Origin of the sequence: Enterobacter asburiae (assembly GCA_011754535.1) — a bacterium.
GTDB lineage: Bacteria > Pseudomonadota > Gammaproteobacteria > Enterobacterales > Enterobacteriaceae > Enterobacter > Enterobacter cloacae_N.
This window is the reverse complement of record JAAQVN010000001.1, coordinates 3,232,333-3,249,031: the sequence shown is the minus strand read 5'-3', so window position 1 is coordinate 3,249,031 and position 16,699 is coordinate 3,232,333. Positions and strand designations below refer to the sequence as shown.

Sequence of the window (16,699 nt, the reverse complement as noted above, 5' to 3'; positions counted from 1 at the left end):
GCGGCAGTGAACTCAGCATAAAGGGGGCGGCGTAAAGGGGGGATAAAAAGCGTCAGGCCCGGCGTAAAGAAAGTATAAAGGCGGGCTATTTTTTCTCTTTTTTCTGCATATCAAGCAGTTGCTCCGGGGTGACGGCCGGGTAACCCTGCGCGTCTTCCGGTACTTCATGCATCGCCGGGATCGGCACCAGCGGGCCGAGAAAGCGAGGTTCGCGTTTGAAAATGTAGAGGTCGGCCAGGGCGCCAAAACGCGCGCCGAACTCGCGGACGCGCACGCTCAGCATATCTTTTGGCGACGGCACGGCGTAACACTGCGCCTGAATGCCCATATGCAGCGCGATAAAAAGCGCGCGCTCGCAGTGGAAGCGCTGAGTGATGATGATGAAGTCGTTGGTGTCGAAGACTTTGCGCGTACGCACGATGGAGTCCAGGGTGCGGAATCCGGCGTAGTCGAGCACGATATCGGCAGGATCGACGCCAGCGGCAATCAAATCCTTCCGCATCGTCACCGGCTCATTATAGCTTTGCAGGGCGTTATCGCCGCTCAGCAGCAGGTAGTTCACCTTGCCGCTATTGTAGGCGTTCAGCGCGCCCTGAATGCGGTAGCGGTAGTACTGGTTGATCACCCCGGTGCGGTAATACTTGGCGGTGCCGAGCACCACGCCAACCTGACGATAGGGCAGGTCCTGCAGATCGTCAAAGATGTAGGGGGCGGTTTTCCAGCTCATCCAGCGATCGAGACCCAGCACGATAAACAGCAGTATGCCGACCAGGACAGACAGGCTGTAAAAAACGCGCTTTAACATGGAGATGGCTCGTTCGTGGATGAAATTTAACTCAGGCTACTTTACCCGCCTGGTTAGCGCAAGAAACAGCGACTCAACTGAGGGGTTTTTCAGCAACGTGGCGGACATTTCTGTCCGCCGGAAGGTTTATGCCAGCAGGACGCGGTCGATCGTCGTGCAGCCTAACGCCTTGAGCGTCGCGGCGGTGGCATCCCACTGGATCAGTGGCGCATCGGCTTTTTCGGCCAGAATGGCGCGCTGAATGTCCGGATAATCGTAGCCGTTCAGGCTCAGCAGGTTGAGCGCGCCCTGCAGCGGCGGCAGCGTTGGGTTAAACGCGGCGTTTTCCGCATAGCTGCCGGTGAAGATACGGCCGTCGCGGCACTGCAGCGCCACGCCGCTCGGGGACTTGCTGTAAGGCGTGTGGCTTTTGTTCGCCGCGCGAATGGCCGCCTGGTTCAGGTCATCGCCGGACAGGGCGAAACCGTGATCCTGCTCGTCCATCAGCAACGTTTTGATCTCCAGATCTTTCGGGCCAAAGGCGTCAGGCAGGTAATCGCCCAGCGTGTGCGGCGCGCGTCCCGGCAGGTTGATGCGCAGCTGCAGCCCGCTGTTCAGCTCGTTCATAAACTGACGGCAGTGGCCGCAGGGGGTGTAGTTAACGGTAATGGCGCTCAGGGCTTTCTCACCGCGCAGCCAGGCGTGGCTGATGGCGCTCTGCTCGGCGTGAACGGTCTGCTGCATGGTCGCGCCCAGGAACTCCATATTGCCGCCGAAGTACCAGGTGCCGCTGACGCCGCGCGCAATGGCCCCGACGTTAAAGTGGGAGAGATCGGCCCGCGCGCAGGCGGCAGCCAGGGGAAGCAGTGCGAAAGCCAGCGCGTCTTCGTCCAGTCCCGTTGCCTGTTTCAGCACCGTGACCTGCTCCGCGGTCAGCAGGGCGGGGAAGTGTGCATCTGCCAGAACGGGAGCAAGGGCTGACTGCAAATTCTCTGCAAGCTGGGCGAAAGCAGCTTGAAAACGTGGGTGCATGGCGTTTGCCTCATAAAGGTTAATGGATCGGTAGTTTACGGAGCCGTCAGGGCTTTATATGTGATCCACTTCTCATTATGTATGCAACTTATGAAATCAAAATGAAATTTGCGCGACGCATCGCAAATTTTAGCCCATCACCGCCAGAATCAGCGGGAAAATGAACGGGGCCAGCAGGGAGGTGATAATTCCGCAGATCACCAAAGCCAGCGAGCTAAACGCCCCTTCCTGATAATCCAGCTCCGCGCAGCGGGCAGTGCCCAGGGCGTGGGAGGCGGTCCCCATCGACAGTCCCCGTGCCGCTTTAGTATGAATACGCATCCCGTTCAGCAGGGTGTGACCAAACACCGCACCGAGAATACCGACGAAAATGACGCACATCGCGCTGATGGCCGGGATCCCGCCCAGGCTGCCACCGACAGCCATCGCGATAGGTGTGGTCACCGATTTTGGCAGAATCGAGGCGGCAATCTGCGGCGAGGCCCCCATCAAAAGCGCTACCGACGTGCCGGTGATCATCGCCACCAGGCTGCCCACAAAACAGATGGTAATGATGGATTTCCAGCGGGCGCGGATCTGGTGGAGCTGCTCATATAAAGGAAAGGCGAGCGCCACAACGGCAGGCTGCAGCAGGTCGTTTAAAATTTTGCTGCCGGCAAAGTAGCGTTCATAAGGAATGCCGGTGAGCAGCAGGAACGGAATAATGACCACCATCGCCACCAGCAGCGGGTTCAGCAACGGCATTTTGAAACGTGCGGCAAGCTTGCGCGCGGCGAAGAACACCGCCAGGGTTAGCGGCAGCGACCACCAGATATTAGCCATCATTTTTTTGTTTTCTCCCCGATCACGTTGCGTTCGCCATGCACCAGATGCGAACTCCAGCTCACCACCAGGAAAACCACCAGCGTACTGACCGCGCAGGAAACCACAATCGGGCCGAACTGGGCTTTGAGCAAATCAAAATACTGCATAACCCCGACGCCGATTGGTACGAAAAGCAGCGCCATATAGCGAATGAGGACGAAGCAGCCGGGGTTGACCCATTTTGCGGGCAGGATTTGCAGCGCCAGCAAAACAAAGAGGATTAGCATGCCGATAATGCTGCCGGGAATGGTGATGGGCAGCAGCGACGCGATGAAAATCCCGGCATACAGGCAGGCGTAAATCAGGACGAATGCGCGCAGATATTGCCAGATAATGTTCAATGATTTGCTCATGGTGATAGTCCTTGCTGAAACGCATTCATCATACAATTAAACCTAAAAATGTGCCACGGATCACATCATGAAATTTGAGCATACCAGACATTCCGGAATGGAACGTCCGGTATCACCGCACAGGGGCAGGCTACAGTTTAGAGGAAAGGGAGTGCGGTGGCGAAGTGACGAGCCAGAGAATGCATCAGCGCAGGGCGGTCAGTTTATCGAGAAAAGAAAACAGCACCTGATTCATTTCGCGATAATCATGCGAGCGTAGTTTTTCCGCCGTTTCGACAAAACGAAATTCATCCGCACGGCGGAGATCGTTCTGCGAATGTTCAATCAGCAACTCAACGATCTCCGCCGTCAGTTCCATATGGCACTGAAAACCGTAAACCCGTTCGCCATATTGCACGATCTGACGGGGACAGCCCTCGCTGTAAGCGAGCACCTTAGCCTGTGGCGTCAACCCTGGCATGTCGTTATGCCAGTGACCGACGCTCAGCTCGAGGCCAAAATTCTCAAACAGCGGGTTCGCCTTGCCTGCATCTGTGAGCCTGACGGGAAATTTACCGATCTCTTTTTTCGGGCTTTGGCAAAACCCTGCGCCCAGCGCTTCACCGATAAGCTGCGAGCCCAGACAAACGCCAATCACCGTTTTACCCGCCCCTATTGCGCGGCCGATGAGTCGCATTTCCGCCTGCGCATCAAACCAGGGGCACTCCTCAAGCGTGGTGGCAGGTGACTGCGGGCCTCCCATGATGATAAGCAAGTCTGTGCTCTCCAGGTCTTCGGGTAACGGATCGCCCTGATAAACTCTGGAGTAGCTCAGGCTACAGCCGCGATTTTTCCCCCAGATTTCATAGGCGCCTGGCGCTTCGAAATGTTCATGAATGATAAAATGAATGTGCATTGCGTCTCTCTCCGGTTACGTGTACAAGCAGCATCATAAGAGGAAGGGAGGAATGTGAGATGCCAACCGTTATCGATAAAACGCCAATTCACGACGATGCCATCGGATGGTCCAGAGGGGCAATTAGTTATACGCGCGGCGAAGTGGATCCCCCTCACCGGCATTCACAGGGGCAACTTTTGTTTGCCATCAAAGGGGTGATGCTGGTCGAAACTGGCAATAAGCGTTGGGTCATACCGCCTCAGCGCGCGCTGTGGATCCCTCCCTTTCAGGAACACACCTACAGCGTGTTATCCACCACGGAGCTCCGCGCAGTCTGGTTTAGCCCCGCGCTGATATCGCAATGCGAGCCTTTTACACGGAAAGAAGAGGTTCACGTGATTATGGCGACATCGTTGTTCAAAGAGCTGATTGCCGGGCTGTTCAGTGCGCAATACCGGCCAGCCAGTCAGCGCAGCATGGCCGTTTTGCTGCTCGACATCCTCAGCGAGGCACAGCAGATTTCGGCCGAATTACCGATGCCCGTTGATGAGCGGTTACATCGCGTTGCCTGTGACATCATTGCCAACAATCTCTGGGATGTTTCTATGGAAAGTCTGGCGGAACAGGCCGCGATGTCTGAACGCACATTTTCACGCGCGTTTATCAAAGATACAGGCTTTAGCTTCCGGGCCTGGCGACAGCGCGCAAGGATTTGTGCCTCGCTGGACCTGCTCGCCAACGGATACCCGGTTAAGCAGGTGGCCTGGATGCTGGGATTTTCCGGGCAGGCGGCATTTGCGGCGGCGTTTCGCGCCATTGTCGGGGCAACGCCGGCCGACTTTCTCCCTGAACAGAAGCGCTTCCCAGCGATATAGAGAGCGGCTACTATAGCGCGTCTTTTTTCACAGGTACTGCTATGCGTGTTTTACTGGCTCCAATGGAAGGCGTGCTCGACTCCCTCGTGCGCGAGCTTCTGACCGAGGTGAACGATTACGATCTCTGCGTGACGGAGTTTCTGCGCGTGGTCGATATGCTGTTGCCGGTAAAATCCTTCTACCGCCTGTGCCCCGAGCTGCACAACCAGAGCCGGACCTCTTCCGGCACGCTGGTGCGTATTCAGCTGCTCGGCCAGTATCCTGAGTGGCTGGCGGAAAACGCTGCCCGCGCGGTTGAGCTGGGCTCTTACGGGGTGGATCTCAACTGCGGCTGTCCGTCGAAGCTGGTCAACGGCAGCGGCGGCGGGGCGACCTTGCTGAAAGATCCTGAGCTGATTTACCGCGGCGCGAAGGCGATGCGTGAGGCCGTGCCTTCGCATTTGCCGGTGACGGTTAAGGTGCGTCTGGGGTGGGACAGCGACGCGCGGCAGTTTGAAATCGCCGATGCGGTGCAGCAGGCCGGGGCCACCGAGCTGGTGGTGCATGGCCGCACCAAAGACGATGGCTACAAAGCCGAGCGCATTAACTGGCAGGCGATCGGTGAGATCCGCAAACGCCTCACCATTCCGGTGATCGCCAATGGTGAAATCTGGGATTACGAGAGCGCGCAGGCATGCCTGAACGCTACCGGCTGTGATGCGGTGATGATTGGCCGCGGTGCGCTGAACGTGCCGAACCTCAGCCGTGTAGTGAAATATAACGAGCCGCGGATGCCGTGGGCAGACGTCGTCACGCTGCTGCAAAAATACAGCAGTCTGGAAAAGCAGGGCGACACCGGTTTGTATCACGTCGCGCGAATTAAACAGTGGCTGAGTTATTTACGCAAAGAGTACAGCGAAGCGCTGGGGTTATTTCAGGAGATCCGTACGCTGCAAACGTCGGCTGATATTGCGCGGGTTATACAGTCAAAATAACCGGTACTTATATTTAAATATAAATAATTCACACAGTGAATATTTTGCCGATTATGTAAGTGTATGACAATTTGCGGATTGCCACGCGTTACTAAAAAATGGAACGTCATCAAGCGTAAGTTGCGCCTTTATTTTTTTGAGTGCATGGCGTAATGAAACGTTTTCTTATTTTATCTCTGAGTGCTCCCCTTATTTTTATGCTGGCTGCGTGCGCACCGGAACATTCCACGGTGTCGCCAATCAAAACGCAAACGACAGCCGCTTCCGTTAATACCCAACTTCGTCATGCGGACTGGCCGAAAAATGAGTGGTGGAAAGAATATAACGACCCGCAGTTAAATTCGCTTATTGCCAAAGCCATAGCGGATGCTCCCGATATGCAAATTGCCCGGCAGCGCATTACGCTTGCCGAAGCGCAGGCCAGAGCCGCTATCGCAGCCGATGGCCCACAGATGGATTTTTCTGCGGATGTTGAACGGCAAAAAATGTCGGCAGAGGGGCTGATGGGGCCGTTTGCCCTGACCGACCCGGCGGCGGGTACAACTGGCCCATGGTATACCAACGGCACCTTTGGCCTGACGGCGGGCTGGGATCTCGATCTGTGGGGTAAAAACCGCGACCGGATCGCAGCGCGTATTGGCAAAGTGAATGCGCAAAAAGCGGAGCTGGAACAGACCCGCCAGCTGCTGGCCGGCAGCGTGGCGCGGCTCTACTGGGAGTGGCAAACTCAGGCCACCGCAAGGGAGGTTCTCGCGCAGATCAAACATGAACAGGACAACATTATTGGTGCCGACCGCGAGCTGTATCTGCACGGGATCACCTCTTCCGTGGAGGGTGTTGAAACGGATATCAACGCCAATAAAACCGAAGAGCAGCTGGCAGAAGTCAACGGGAAGATGAAAGCCGTCGAGGCGCGTCTGGTCGCGCTGACCAATTCTTCCTCCGTAACGCTTACGCGCCACCCGTTGCCTGCCGCAGAAGCCTCGTTACCGTCGACGCTCGGTTATGAACTGCTGGCTCGCCGTCCGGATCTGCAAGAAGCGCACTGGTATATCGAAGCCTCCATGAGCGAGGTGGATGCCGCCAGAGCGGCTTTCTATCCTGACGTGAACCTGATGGCGTTCTTACAGCAGGATGCCCTCCATCTGAGCGATCTGTTTCGCTCTTCAGCGCAGCAGATGGGCGTGACCGCCGGATTGACGCTGCCGATTTTTGACAGCGGCAGGCTGAACGCCAGGCTGGATATTGCCCAGGCGCAGAATAACCTTTCTGTCGCGAACTACAACAAAGCTGTGGTCGAAGCCGTCAATCAGGTGGCGCGTACGGCCAGTGAAGTTGAAACCCTGACGGCAAAAAATCGTCACCAGCAGCAGGTCGAAAAAGACGCGGCGCGCGTGGTGGCGCTGGCGCAGGCGCATTTTAGCGCTGGTATCATTGCGGGCTCGCGGGTCAGCGAAGCCAGAATTCCGGCGCTGAAAGAACGTCTCGAAGGCGTCATGCTGAAAGGCCAGTATCTCGACGCCACGATGCAGCTGACCTCAGCGCTGGGCGGTGGGTATCACCAGGGCTAAAAAAGGCCATTATCTATACTTACCTCTTTGCAGTTTTTCAGGAGGTGAGTATGACCAGAGTAGCTATTGTAACCGCATCGGATTCCGGGATCGGTAAAACCACGGCGCTGATGCTCGCAGAGCGCGGGTTTGATATTGGCGTCACCTGGCATTCCGATGAAAAAGGGGCGCTGGAAACCTGCCGTGAGGTTGAAGCGCGTGGGCAGCGCGCAGAGGCTATCCATCTTGATTTAAGCACGCTCCCGGACGGCGCGGAAGCCATTGAAACGCTGATTGCGCGTTTCGGGCGGCTGGACGTTCTGGTTAACAATGCCGGAGCGATGACCAAAGCGCCATTCCTTGAGATGGCGTTTGACGACTGGCGGAATATTTTTACCGTCGACGTGGATGGCGCGTTTCTCTGCTCACAGATTGCGGCACGGCAAATGGTGAAGCAGGGGAAAGGGGGGCGGATTGTAAACATCACCTCGGTGCACGAGCACACCCCGCTGCCGGAGGCCTGCGCCTATACGGCCGCGAAACATGCGCTCGGCGGCTTAACCAAATCCATGGCGATGGAGCTGGTTAAGCATAAGATTCTGGTGAACGCCGTCGCGCCGGGTGCCATTGCCACGCCGATGAACGATATGGACGACAGCGAAGTGAAGGAAGGGTCAATGCCGGAAATCCCGCTGGCAAGGCCGGGCCATACCAAAGAGATTGCCAGCCTGGTGGCGTGGCTGTGCGACAGCGATGCCAGCTACACAACGGGTCAATCGTTTATCGTCGACGGGGGCTTTATGCTGGCGAACCCGCAGTTTAAGCCGGAGAGGTAGCAGGTTTCCCCTCACCCCGGCCCTCTCCCCAAAGGGGAGAGGGTTAGGGTGAGGGCATCAGGCCGCACCAGGCTACTCCTCATCCCGCACCTTTTCCCGATGCTTCAGCCACAGCCTGACCCCAATCACCGCCACAACCACCAGAATCAACCACGCCCAGTGCTTCAGGTGCTGGTCTAGATTATGCAGCCACGGGCCAATCACCTCGCCGCCTGCATAACCGAGCGTCGTGAAGATCAGCGCCCAGGCTATCGCGCCAAGAATATTCAGCGGCAGGAAAATTTTTGGCGGCAGGCGGCTGGCGCCAATCAGTATCGGCCCGATAACCCTGAAGCCGTACATAAAGCGGGTGCCAATCACGAACAGGTAAGGATGGCGCTGGATCAGGCGCTGCGCGCGGTTGATTTTCTTTTTGTGTTTAGCGAAACGCTTGAGCAGCGTCGGGCCAAAGCGCAGCCCCAGGAAGTAGAGCAGCTGATCGCCAATCATGCCGCCCAGCGCGACCGCGGCGACGACCAGCGGGAACTTCAGTAAGCCCTGATGCGCGGCGACGCCCCCTAGCAGCGTGATGGTTTCACCTTCCGCCACGCTGCCGATGACCAGCGCGGCATATCCATATTGTTCAATGAGTGCGTTAATATCCATTACGTAAGTGTTATCTCCCTCTGCGTACCTCGTTTAATCATATACCCCATGAATCAACAGCGCGGCAATCAACGGAAATTTCCCACTGTACATAAAATAATCTAAAGCCTGCATTATACTTAAGGTATCGCTGACGGGCCGACAACAAGGGGGCGCTATGAACCATGTCTGGGGACTTTTCTCCCATCCCGATCGTGAGATGCATGTCATCAAAAGTGAGAACGAAACGGTCTCGCATCATTACACGCACCATGTGCTGCTCATGGCCGCGGTGCCGGTAATATGCGCGTTTATTGGCACAACACAAATTGGCTGGAACTTCGGTGACGGCACCGTGGTGCAGCTTTCCTGGTTTACCGGGCTCTATCTTGCCATTCTCTTTTATGGCCTGATGCTGGCCGGGGTGGCAGTTATGGGACGCGTGATTCACTGGATGGCGCGTAACTATCCGCAACGCCCATCGCTGGCACACTGTATGATCTTCGCCGGATACGTCGCGACCCCGCTATTCTTAAGCGGTATTGTTGCGCTCTATCCACTGGTCTGGCTGTGCGCGCTGATCGGTACCATTGCCCTCTTTTATACCGGGTATCTGCTGTATGTGGGCGTTCCTACCTTCCTCAATATCAACAAAGAAGAGGGCCTGAGCTTCTCCGGCTCCACGCTTGCCATCGGGGTGCTGGTGCTGGAGGCGTTACTGGCGCTGACGGTTATTCTTTGGGGGTATGGATACCGTCTCTTCTAAGCTCACTGCATTGCTGGCGTAAATGCCAGCAATGCAGCATCTGTTCACGATTATCCGCTGGCGACAAAGCACGGTGACCGCTATGATGCCGAAGCCAGCCTGTGTTTATCCGTCGACACAGGCGGTGTACGTCATTACGTGCGTGAATAATTATCAGAAGTCTCACCATGCTGAAATTTCGAGTCTCTTTACTTAGCCTGGCGCTGCTGCTGGGCGCGTCAGCTGCTGTGCCAGCCGTCGCCAAAACGCCCGCGGTGACCGCCGCTGCTGCCCAGCCGCAAATTGCGTCCGGCAGCGCGATGATTGTCGATCTCAACACCAATAAGGTGATTTACGCCAGCCACCCGGACCTGGTGCGCCCTATTGCCTCAATAACCAAATTAATGACCGCGATGGTGGTGCTTGATGCACATCTGCCGCTGGACGAAAAGCTGAAAGTGGATATCAGCCACACGCCGGAGATGAAAGGGATCTACTCCCGCGTGCGCCTGAACAGCGAAATCAGCCGTAAAAATATGCTGCTGCTGGCGCTGATGTCATCCGAAAACCGCGCGGCGGCGAGCCTGGCGCACCACTATCCTGGCGGTTACGACGCGTTTATCCGCGCGATGAACGCCAAAGCCAAAGCGCTGGGGATGAGCAATACCCATTTTGTTGAACCGACGGGGCTGTCGATTAACAACGTCTCCACGGCCCGCGATCTGACGAAACTGCTGATTGCCAGCAAACAATATCCGCTGATTGGTCAGCTCAGTACCACCCGTGAAGAGATGGCGACCTTTGCGAACCCGTCCTACACGCTGCCGTTCCGCAATACTAACCATCTGGTGTACCGGGATAACTGGAACATTCAGCTAACGAAAACGGGCTTTACCAACGCGGCAGGACACTGTCTGGTAATGCGCACGGTTTTTAACGGTAAGCCGGTGGCGCTGGTGGTGATGGATGCCTTCGGGAAATATACCCACTTTGCGGATGCGAGCCGCCTGCGTACCTGGATTGAGACCGGGAAAGTGCAGCCCGTTCCGGCTGCGGCATTGACGTATAAAAAGCAGAAAGCGGAGCAGATGGCGACGGCGCAGAACGATTAGGTAAAAGCAAAACGGTAACGCATGTTACCGTTTTTTATGTTTTCTCCCTCTCCCTGTGGGAGAGGGCCGGGGTGAGGGCACCAGACCGCACTGCTTTTATTCCGGCAGCGTCCAGTCACCGTCGTTGAGCGGGCGCTGCATTATCACCGTATCCCGCCAGTCGCCTTTCTTATACCCCACGCTGCGCAGCTGACCGACAATCTCGAAGCCGTGTTTTTTATGCAGCCGCAGCGATCCGGCATTATTATTGCCATCTCCCACAACGGCAATCATCTGCCGCCACGGGCCTTGCTCGCAGCGTGCGATTAGCGCGCTCATTAAGGCGGTGCCAAAACCGCGTCCGGTCATGCTGGCGTCCACGTAAATCGACTCTTCCAGGGTATAGCGATAGGCGTGTCGCGGTCGATAAGGGGCGGCGTAGCAGTAGCCCACCACGATCCCGCGGTACAGCCCGACAAGCCACGGTAAACCGTTCTCGGCCACGCTTTTCATGCGCTGACGCATTTCGTCTATGGTGGGGGGAACTTCTTCGAACGACGCGCGTCCGTGAAGCACATGCCAGGCGTAAATGGCTGCGATGGCATGCACATCATCGGGAAGGGCGTCGCGCACTTCCAGTTCGGTTTCGGATAAAACATCAACAGCCGACATGACGTGCCCGCTCCTCGTTATCGAATGCCGGAGAAAGGTTTCTCCGGCGACTGAACGCTACTCTATTACGATTACGGCGCGCGAAACAATCTCTCAAATTTGGCTGTAGGGTTTAATCAGACGCTTGCGTTATGTGCTGCTCCGCATCTGCACTTTCTTGCCAGTATTTCTTCCGCGTTGTTTTCCCTATGCCGGGGTTCATACTGTTTGTAGGGTCATTCTCGCGATAAAACTGCTTAAGTGCGTCAGGGGCTTTATAAAGATGACCAACGTTGTGTTCCGCAGGATATTGTGCGCCGCGCTCGCGCAGCAGGGCGAGCATCTGCTCCTTCAGTTCGTGTGCATCGACCCCTTTTTTGACGATGTAATCCTGATGGAAAACGTAGCACATAAAGTGGCCGTAATAGAGCTTGTGCACCAGCTTGCTGTCAATTTCCGGCGGCAGGTGCTCAAACCATTCGGTGTCGTTTCGTCGCAGGGCGATATCCAGCGCCAGAATATCTTCCACCTCTTCGGAATGTACCGCCTGGTAACGGATGGCGGCACCCGCGGCGGCGAAACGGTGCAGGAAGGCTTTGCTGCCTTCTTCCGGCGTACAGGCGAAGAAATCCCCCTCGGCGGTTTTGAAGAACTCGGTGAGCCAGCTCTGCGCTTCGGCAATCCCGTCCCCGGCCATTTTCAGCAGCAGATGATGTTCGTACTTATCACGCCAGGTTTTCATTCGCTCCGGCAGATGCGCAGGGAAAACGTTCCCCAGCTTCTGCATAAAGCGGTCGGTAAAGTGGGGCTTGAACAGCGACACCTTCTCCAGCATCGCGTCGGTGCGGCCCTTCATGGTGAAGAAGAACGGCATTTTGTCGGTGCCGAGCTTGTCGATCATCAGGAAGGTGTCTTTCCCGTAGCGCTCCGCGATGTCGTAAATGTCCCGGTGCATATACTCGCCCGCCACGGGAAGGTGGGTGAATTCACCGAGAATATGACGGCGGATCTCCGTCAGAACCTCAGGCTGATTGGTGCCGATGTAAAACACCTGCTGCTTTTTCTCCGCCGGGAAGGTATCAAGGCGTACGGCAAAAACGGCCAGCTTGCCCGCGCAGCCGGAGGATTCAAACAGGCGATCCGGGTCGGCGTTATAGCGCGCCGGGGTGTCGGCTTCGATATCGCGCACGCGGGTGACGTAATCGTGATCGTGCGCGTGGCGACCGTCGTGCTGTACGTCTTCGTCCCTCACACGGTCGTCGTCGAGCTTGCTGAGGATCTGTTCCGGCGTTACGCCCAGATCGATGCCCAAGTGGTTCACCAGCGTCAGCTTGCCGTTTTCGTCGATACGGGCAAACAGCGACATTTCGGTGTAGGCCGGGCCGCGCTGTACCAGCGAGCCGCCGGAGTTATTGCAGATCCCGCCCACCACCGAGGCGCCAATGCAGGAGGATCCGATCACCGAGTGCGGTTCGCGTCCCAGCGGCTTAAGCGCTTTTTCGAGGGAGTAGAGCGTGGTGCCGGGGAACGCGAGCACCTGCTCGCCTTTGTCCAGCAGGTGCAGCTTGTCGAGGCGCAGGGTACTGATAATCACGATATCGCGATCGTAATCGTTGCCGTTCGGCGTAGAGCCTTCGGTCAGGCCGGTATTGGCCGCCTGCATTAAAATAATCTTGTCGGCGGCAACGCAGGCGCTCAGCACGCGCCACAGCTCCAGCAGCGTGCCGGGGAAGACCACCGCCAGCGCCTCGCCCTGACCGGAGCGGAAACCCTTACGGTAGCGGGCGGTTTTGGCCGGGTCAGTAAGCAGGTGAGAGGAGCCAACCAGGCGCGACAGTTCGTTAATAAAAGTCTTGTTATCGTCAGTTCGAACAGAAGTCATCTTCCACTCCTTGTGGTGGGGCAAATTTCTCGCTGTAAAGCATAGCGCGATTAACTGTTCAACGGTCGAGTATTCACGAGAAAAATCAGAGAATAACCCTGCAACGTTCAGAGGGTTTGTGGCACACTGCGCTTTTCGCACGGTCTGGCCGGGTGCTTCCCACGGTTATTGATGAGAGAGAATAACAACATGAAATGGCTATGTTCTGTAGGTGTTGCCGTCAGCCTGGCGCTGCAACCTGCGCTGGCAGAGGATTTGTTTGGTAATCACCCGCTCACGCCTGAAGCCCGCGACGCGTTTGTCACGGAGTTGCTTAAGAAGATGACGGTCGATGAAAAAATCGGCCAGTTGCGTCTGATCAGCGTCGGCCCGGATAACCCGAAAGAGGCCATCCGCGAGATGATCAAAGAGAACCAGGTGGGCGCGATTTTTAACACCGTCACCCGTCAGGATATCCGTAAAATGCAGGATCAGGTGATGGAACTCAGCCGCCTGAAAATCCCTCTGTTCTTCGCCTATGACGTGGTGCACGGCCAGCGTACCGTCTTCCCCATCAGCCTCGGCCTGGCCTCCTCCTTTAACCTCGACGCGGTGAAAACCGTCGGGCGCGTGTCTGCCTATGAAGCGGCGGACGACGGCCTGAACATGACCTGGGCGCCGATGGTGGACGTCTCGCGCGATCCGCGCTGGGGCCGCGCCTCGGAAGGCTTCGGTGAAGATACCTTTTTAACGGCCACGATGGGCAAAACCATGGTGGAAGCGATGCAGGGCAAAAGCCCGGCGGACCGCTACTCGGTGATGACCAGCGTCAAACACTTCGCGGCCTACGGCGCCGTCGAGGGCGGTAAAGAGTACAACACCGTCGACATGAGCCCGCAGCGCCTGTTTAACGACTACATGCCGCCGTACAAGGCAGGTCTGGACGCGGGCAGCGGCGCGGTGATGGTGGCGCTGAACTCGCTAAACGGCACGCCAGCGACCTCCGATTCCTGGCTGCTGAAAGACGTCCTGCGCGACCAGTGGGGCTTTAAGGGCATCACCGTTTCCGACCACGGCGCGATTAAAGAGCTGATCAAACACGGTACGGCGTCCGACCCGGAAGACGCGGTGCGCGTGGCGCTCAAGTCCGGCATTAACATGAGCATGAGCGATGAGTACTACAGCAAATACCTGCCGGGGCTGGTGAAGAGCGGCAAGGTAACGATGGCGGAGCTGGACGATGCCGCGCGCCACGTGCTGAACGTGAAATACGACATGGGGCTGTTTAACGATCCGTACAGCCATCTGGGCCCGAAAGATTCTGACCCGGCTGATACCAACGCCGAAAGCCGCCTGCACCGTAAAGAAGCACGTGAAGTGGCGCGCGAAAGTCTGGTGCTGCTGAAGAACCGCCTCGATACGCTGCCGCTGAAAAAATCTGGCACCATTGCTGTGGTCGGCCCGCTGGCTGACAGCAAGCGCGACGTGATGGGCAGCTGGTCTGCTGCGGGCGTGGCCGATCAGTCCGTCACCGTCCTGACCGGCATCAAGAACGCCGTCGGTGAAAACGCCAAAGTGGTGTACGCCAAAGGGGCGAACGTCACCGACGATAAAGACATCGTCACGTTCCTTAACCAGTACGAGGAAGCGGTTAAGGTCGATCCGCGTACGCCGAAGGAGATGATTGACGAAGCGGTCAACACCGCGAAGCAGTCCGATGTGGTTGTCGCGGTCGTGGGGGAAGCGCAGGGTATGGCGCATGAGGCCTCCAGCCGCACCGACATCACCATCCCGCAGAGCCAGCGCGATCTGATCGCCGCCCTTAAGGCCACCGGCAAACCGCTGGTGCTGGTGCTGATGAACGGCCGTCCGCTGGCGCTGGTGAAAGAGGACCAGCAGGCTGACGCCATTCTGGAAACCTGGTTCGCCGGTACCGAAGGCGGTAACGCCATCGCCGACGTGCTGTTTGGTGATTACAACCCGTCTGGCAAGCTGCCTATGTCCTTCCCGCGCTCCGTCGGGCAGATCCCGGTCTACTACAGCCACCTGAACACCGGTCGCCCGTACAACGCCGACAAGCCGAACAAGTACACGTCTCGTTACTTCGACGAAGCTAACGGCCCGCTCTATCCGTTTGGTTACGGCCTGAGCTACACCACCTTTAAGGTCTCTGACGTGAAAATGTCGGTGCCAACCCTGAAGCGTGACGGCAAAGTTACCGCCAGCGTTGAGGTGACCAACACCGGCAAGCGCGAAGGGGCAACGGTGATTCAGATGTACGTGCAGGATGTGACTGCGTCGATGAGCCGTCCTGTGAAGCAGCTGCGCGGTTTCGAAAAGGTTGATCTTAAACCTGGCGAAACCAAAACCATCAGCTTCCCGATTGACGTGGACGCGCTGAAGTTCTGGAACCAGCAGATGAAATATGATGCGGAACCGGGCAAGTTTAACGTCTTTATCGGGGTGGATTCCGCCCGCGTGAATAAAGGCGAGTTCGAGCTGCTGTAACCTTTCCTTCCCTTTGCATCCCCCGACTTCCGGGGGATGCGTCTTACCTTATGCTAAAAAGGCATTTTGCCGGGTAAATCCGCCGTTTTAAGCTACGCTTTTCTCTCAAGCCTCTGAAAAAGGCGATAAAAAAATGAGGACAGCGGAATGACGATTAAAACGGGGATGGTAGCTTCTGCGGTGCTACTCGCAGCGCTAAGCCTGCCGCTACAGGCGGCGGAGCCGGTAAAAGTGGGCTCAAAGATCGATACCGAGGGCGCGCTGCTCGGGAATATTATTCTCCAGGTGCTGGAAAGCCACGGCGTGAAAACCGTCAATAAAGTTCAGCTGGGCACCACGCCCGTTGTGCGCGGCGCGATTACCTCCGGCGAGCTGGATATCTACCCTGAATACACCGGCAACGGCGCGTTCTTCTTCAAAGACGAAAACGATCCGGCATGGAAAAATGCCAAAGCTGGCTATGAAAAAGTCAAAAAACTCGACGCAGAGCAGAACAAGCTGGTCTGGTTAACCCCGGCCCCGGCCAACAATACCTGGACTATCGCCGTGCGTAAGGACGTGGCGGAGAAAGGTAAGTTGACTACGCTTGCGGATCTCAGCCGCTATCTGAAAGAGAAGGGCGATTTTAAGCTTGCGGCCTCCGCGGAGTTTATCGAGCGTCCTGACGCGCTACCCGCGTTCGAAAAAGCGTACGACTTCAAGCTCGACCAGGCGCAACTGCTTTCGCTCGCGGGCGGGGATACCGCGGTAACCATCAAAGCGGCGGCGCAGCAAACCTCTGGCGTTAACGCGGCGATGGCCTACGGCACCGACGGCCCGGTAGCGGCGCTCGGCCTGCAAACCCTGACCGATCCTAAAGGCGTACAGCCAATTTACGCCCCGACCCCGGTAGTGCGTGAGGCGGTGCTGAAAGCCTATCCGGAGATTGCCGACTGGCTCAAACCGGTCTTCGAAAAGCTGGATGAAAAAACGCTGCAGCAGCTGAATGCCAGCATTGCCGTCGAGGGACTGGATGCCAAAAAAGTGGCCGCCGACTTCCTGAAACAACAAGGGCTTGTGAAGTAACGGGAAAGG

Annotated in this window: 16 protein-coding genes; 8 read left to right on the top strand and 8 right to left on the bottom strand. The window is 56.9% G+C overall.

The genetic code is table 11. From position 1 onward, the window contains the following. Positions 1-85 precede the first annotated feature (85 nt). From sanA to HBM95_15310, 5 genes are all read right to left on the bottom strand, one after another. Positions 86-805 (bottom strand): outer membrane permeability protein SanA, encoded by a 720-nt coding sequence (sanA, locus tag HBM95_15330; protein ID NIH44300.1) that lies wholly within the window; start codon positions 803-805, stop codon positions 86-88. Positions 806-931: 126 nt separating this feature from the next. Continuing rightward, entirely contained in the window at positions 932-1,816 is an 885-nt protein-coding gene (cdd, locus tag HBM95_15325; protein NIH44299.1) for a cytidine deaminase, read from the bottom strand. A 129-nt stretch (positions 1,817-1,945) separates the two neighbouring features. Continuing rightward, entirely contained in the window at positions 1,946-2,641 is a 696-nt protein-coding gene (locus tag HBM95_15320) for a CidB/LrgB family autolysis modulator (protein NIH44298.1), read from the bottom strand. Further along, complete coding sequence (locus tag HBM95_15315) at positions 2,638-3,033, bottom strand: CidA/LrgA family protein (protein NIH44297.1); 396 nt, start codon at positions 3,031-3,033, stop codon at positions 2,638-2,640. The genes HBM95_15320 and HBM95_15315 overlap by 4 nt, the downstream gene beginning before the upstream one ends. Before the next feature lie 184 nt (positions 3,034-3,217). Beyond that, on the bottom strand, positions 3,218-3,928 hold the full coding sequence (locus HBM95_15310) for a type 1 glutamine amidotransferase (protein NIH44296.1): 711 nt from the start codon (positions 3,926-3,928) through the stop codon (positions 3,218-3,220). A 59-nt stretch (positions 3,929-3,987) separates the two neighbouring features. On the opposite strand from HBM95_15310, the gene HBM95_15305 reads away from it, so the two are divergent. The 4 genes from HBM95_15305 to HBM95_15290 all read left to right on the top strand — a co-directional run bounded on the left by HBM95_15305 (position 3,988) and on the right by HBM95_15290 (position 8,145). Beyond that, complete coding sequence (locus tag HBM95_15305) at positions 3,988-4,785, top strand: AraC family transcriptional regulator (protein NIH44295.1); 798 nt, start codon at positions 3,988-3,990, stop codon at positions 4,783-4,785. A gap of 41 nt (positions 4,786-4,826) precedes the next feature. Next, entirely contained in the window at positions 4,827-5,759 is a 933-nt protein-coding gene (dusC, locus tag HBM95_15300) for a tRNA dihydrouridine(16) synthase DusC (GenBank protein NIH44294.1), read from the top strand. A gap of 152 nt (positions 5,760-5,911) precedes the next feature. After that, on the top strand, positions 5,912-7,330 hold the full coding sequence (gene mdtQ / locus HBM95_15295) for a multidrug resistance outer membrane protein MdtQ (protein ID NIH44293.1): 1,419 nt from the start codon (positions 5,912-5,914) through the stop codon (positions 7,328-7,330). A 50-nt stretch (positions 7,331-7,380) separates the two neighbouring features. Further along, positions 7,381-8,145, top strand: a complete 765-nt coding sequence (locus HBM95_15290; GenBank protein NIH44292.1) for an SDR family oxidoreductase — start codon at positions 7,381-7,383, stop codon at positions 8,143-8,145. A 72-nt stretch (positions 8,146-8,217) separates the two neighbouring features. On the opposite strand, the gene HBM95_15285 is transcribed toward HBM95_15290, so the two are convergent. Further along, positions 8,218-8,790: a DedA family protein gene (locus tag HBM95_15285; protein ID NIH44291.1), complete on the bottom strand. Its 573-nt coding sequence runs from the start codon at positions 8,788-8,790 to the stop codon at positions 8,218-8,220. A gap of 157 nt (positions 8,791-8,947) precedes the next feature. On the opposite strand from HBM95_15285, the gene HBM95_15280 reads away from it, so the two are divergent. Further along, the gene (locus HBM95_15280; protein ID NIH44290.1) at positions 8,948-9,535 is read left to right on the top strand and encodes a YIP1 family protein; all 588 of its coding nucleotides are present in this window, start codon (positions 8,948-8,950) and stop codon (positions 9,533-9,535) included. A gap of 167 nt (positions 9,536-9,702) precedes the next feature. Beyond that, positions 9,703-10,626, top strand: coding sequence for a D-alanyl-D-alanine endopeptidase (gene pbpG, locus HBM95_15275; protein NIH44289.1), 924 nt, complete (start codon positions 9,703-9,705; stop codon positions 10,624-10,626). Positions 10,627-10,722: 96 nt separating this feature from the next. On the opposite strand, the gene HBM95_15270 is transcribed toward pbpG, so the two are convergent. Together HBM95_15270 and dld are read right to left on the bottom strand one after the other, a co-directional pair. After that, on the bottom strand, positions 10,723-11,277 hold the full coding sequence (locus HBM95_15270; protein ID NIH44288.1) for an N-acetyltransferase: 555 nt from the start codon (positions 11,275-11,277) through the stop codon (positions 10,723-10,725). A gap of 112 nt (positions 11,278-11,389) precedes the next feature. Continuing rightward, the gene (dld, locus tag HBM95_15265) at positions 11,390-13,138 is read right to left on the bottom strand and encodes a D-lactate dehydrogenase (protein NIH44287.1); all 1,749 of its coding nucleotides are present in this window, start codon (positions 13,136-13,138) and stop codon (positions 11,390-11,392) included. Between the two features lie 189 nt (positions 13,139-13,327). On the opposite strand from dld, the gene bglX reads away from it, so the two are divergent. Both bglX and HBM95_15255 read left to right on the top strand, forming a co-directional pair. Then, a complete protein-coding gene (bglX, locus tag HBM95_15260; GenBank protein ID NIH44286.1) occupies positions 13,328-15,625 on the top strand; it encodes a beta-glucosidase BglX in 2,298 nt (765 codons plus the stop codon). A 147-nt stretch (positions 15,626-15,772) separates the two neighbouring features. Continuing rightward, positions 15,773-16,690, top strand: a complete 918-nt coding sequence (locus tag HBM95_15255) for an ABC transporter substrate-binding protein (GenBank protein NIH44285.1) — start codon at positions 15,773-15,775, stop codon at positions 16,688-16,690. Positions 16,691-16,699: the final 9 nt, after the last annotated feature.

Excerpts from the sequence above, each read along its gene's own strand:
- sanA (NIH44300.1), bottom strand. The coding sequence starts at position 805 with ATGTTAAAGCGCGTTTTTTACAGCCTGTCTGTCCTGGTCGGCATACTG.
- cdd (NIH44299.1), bottom strand. The coding sequence starts at position 1,816 with ATGCACCCACGTTTTCAAGCTGCTTTCGCCCAGCTTGCAGAGAATTTG.
- HBM95_15320 (NIH44298.1), bottom strand. The coding sequence starts at position 2,641 with ATGATGGCTAATATCTGGTGGTCGCTGCCGCTAACCCTGGCGGTGTTC.
- HBM95_15315 (NIH44297.1), bottom strand. The coding sequence starts at position 3,033 with ATGAGCAAATCATTGAACATTATCTGGCAATATCTGCGCGCATTCGTC.
- HBM95_15310 (NIH44296.1), bottom strand. The coding sequence starts at position 3,928 with ATGCACATTCATTTTATCATTCATGAACATTTCGAAGCGCCAGGCGCC.
- HBM95_15305 (NIH44295.1), top strand. The coding sequence starts at position 3,988 with ATGCCAACCGTTATCGATAAAACGCCAATTCACGACGATGCCATCGGA.
- dusC (NIH44294.1), top strand. The coding sequence starts at position 4,827 with ATGCGTGTTTTACTGGCTCCAATGGAAGGCGTGCTCGACTCCCTCGTG.
- mdtQ (NIH44293.1), top strand. The coding sequence starts at position 5,912 with ATGAAACGTTTTCTTATTTTATCTCTGAGTGCTCCCCTTATTTTTATG.
- HBM95_15290 (NIH44292.1), top strand. The coding sequence starts at position 7,381 with ATGACCAGAGTAGCTATTGTAACCGCATCGGATTCCGGGATCGGTAAA.
- HBM95_15285 (NIH44291.1), bottom strand. The coding sequence starts at position 8,790 with ATGGATATTAACGCACTCATTGAACAATATGGATATGCCGCGCTGGTC.
- HBM95_15280 (NIH44290.1), top strand. The coding sequence starts at position 8,948 with ATGAACCATGTCTGGGGACTTTTCTCCCATCCCGATCGTGAGATGCAT.
- pbpG (NIH44289.1), top strand. The coding sequence starts at position 9,703 with ATGCTGAAATTTCGAGTCTCTTTACTTAGCCTGGCGCTGCTGCTGGGC.
- HBM95_15270 (NIH44288.1), bottom strand. The coding sequence starts at position 11,277 with ATGTCGGCTGTTGATGTTTTATCCGAAACCGAACTGGAAGTGCGCGAC.
- dld (NIH44287.1), bottom strand. The coding sequence starts at position 13,138 with ATGACTTCTGTTCGAACTGACGATAACAAGACTTTTATTAACGAACTG.
- bglX (NIH44286.1), top strand. The coding sequence starts at position 13,328 with ATGAAATGGCTATGTTCTGTAGGTGTTGCCGTCAGCCTGGCGCTGCAA.
- HBM95_15255 (NIH44285.1), top strand. The coding sequence starts at position 15,773 with ATGACGATTAAAACGGGGATGGTAGCTTCTGCGGTGCTACTCGCAGCG.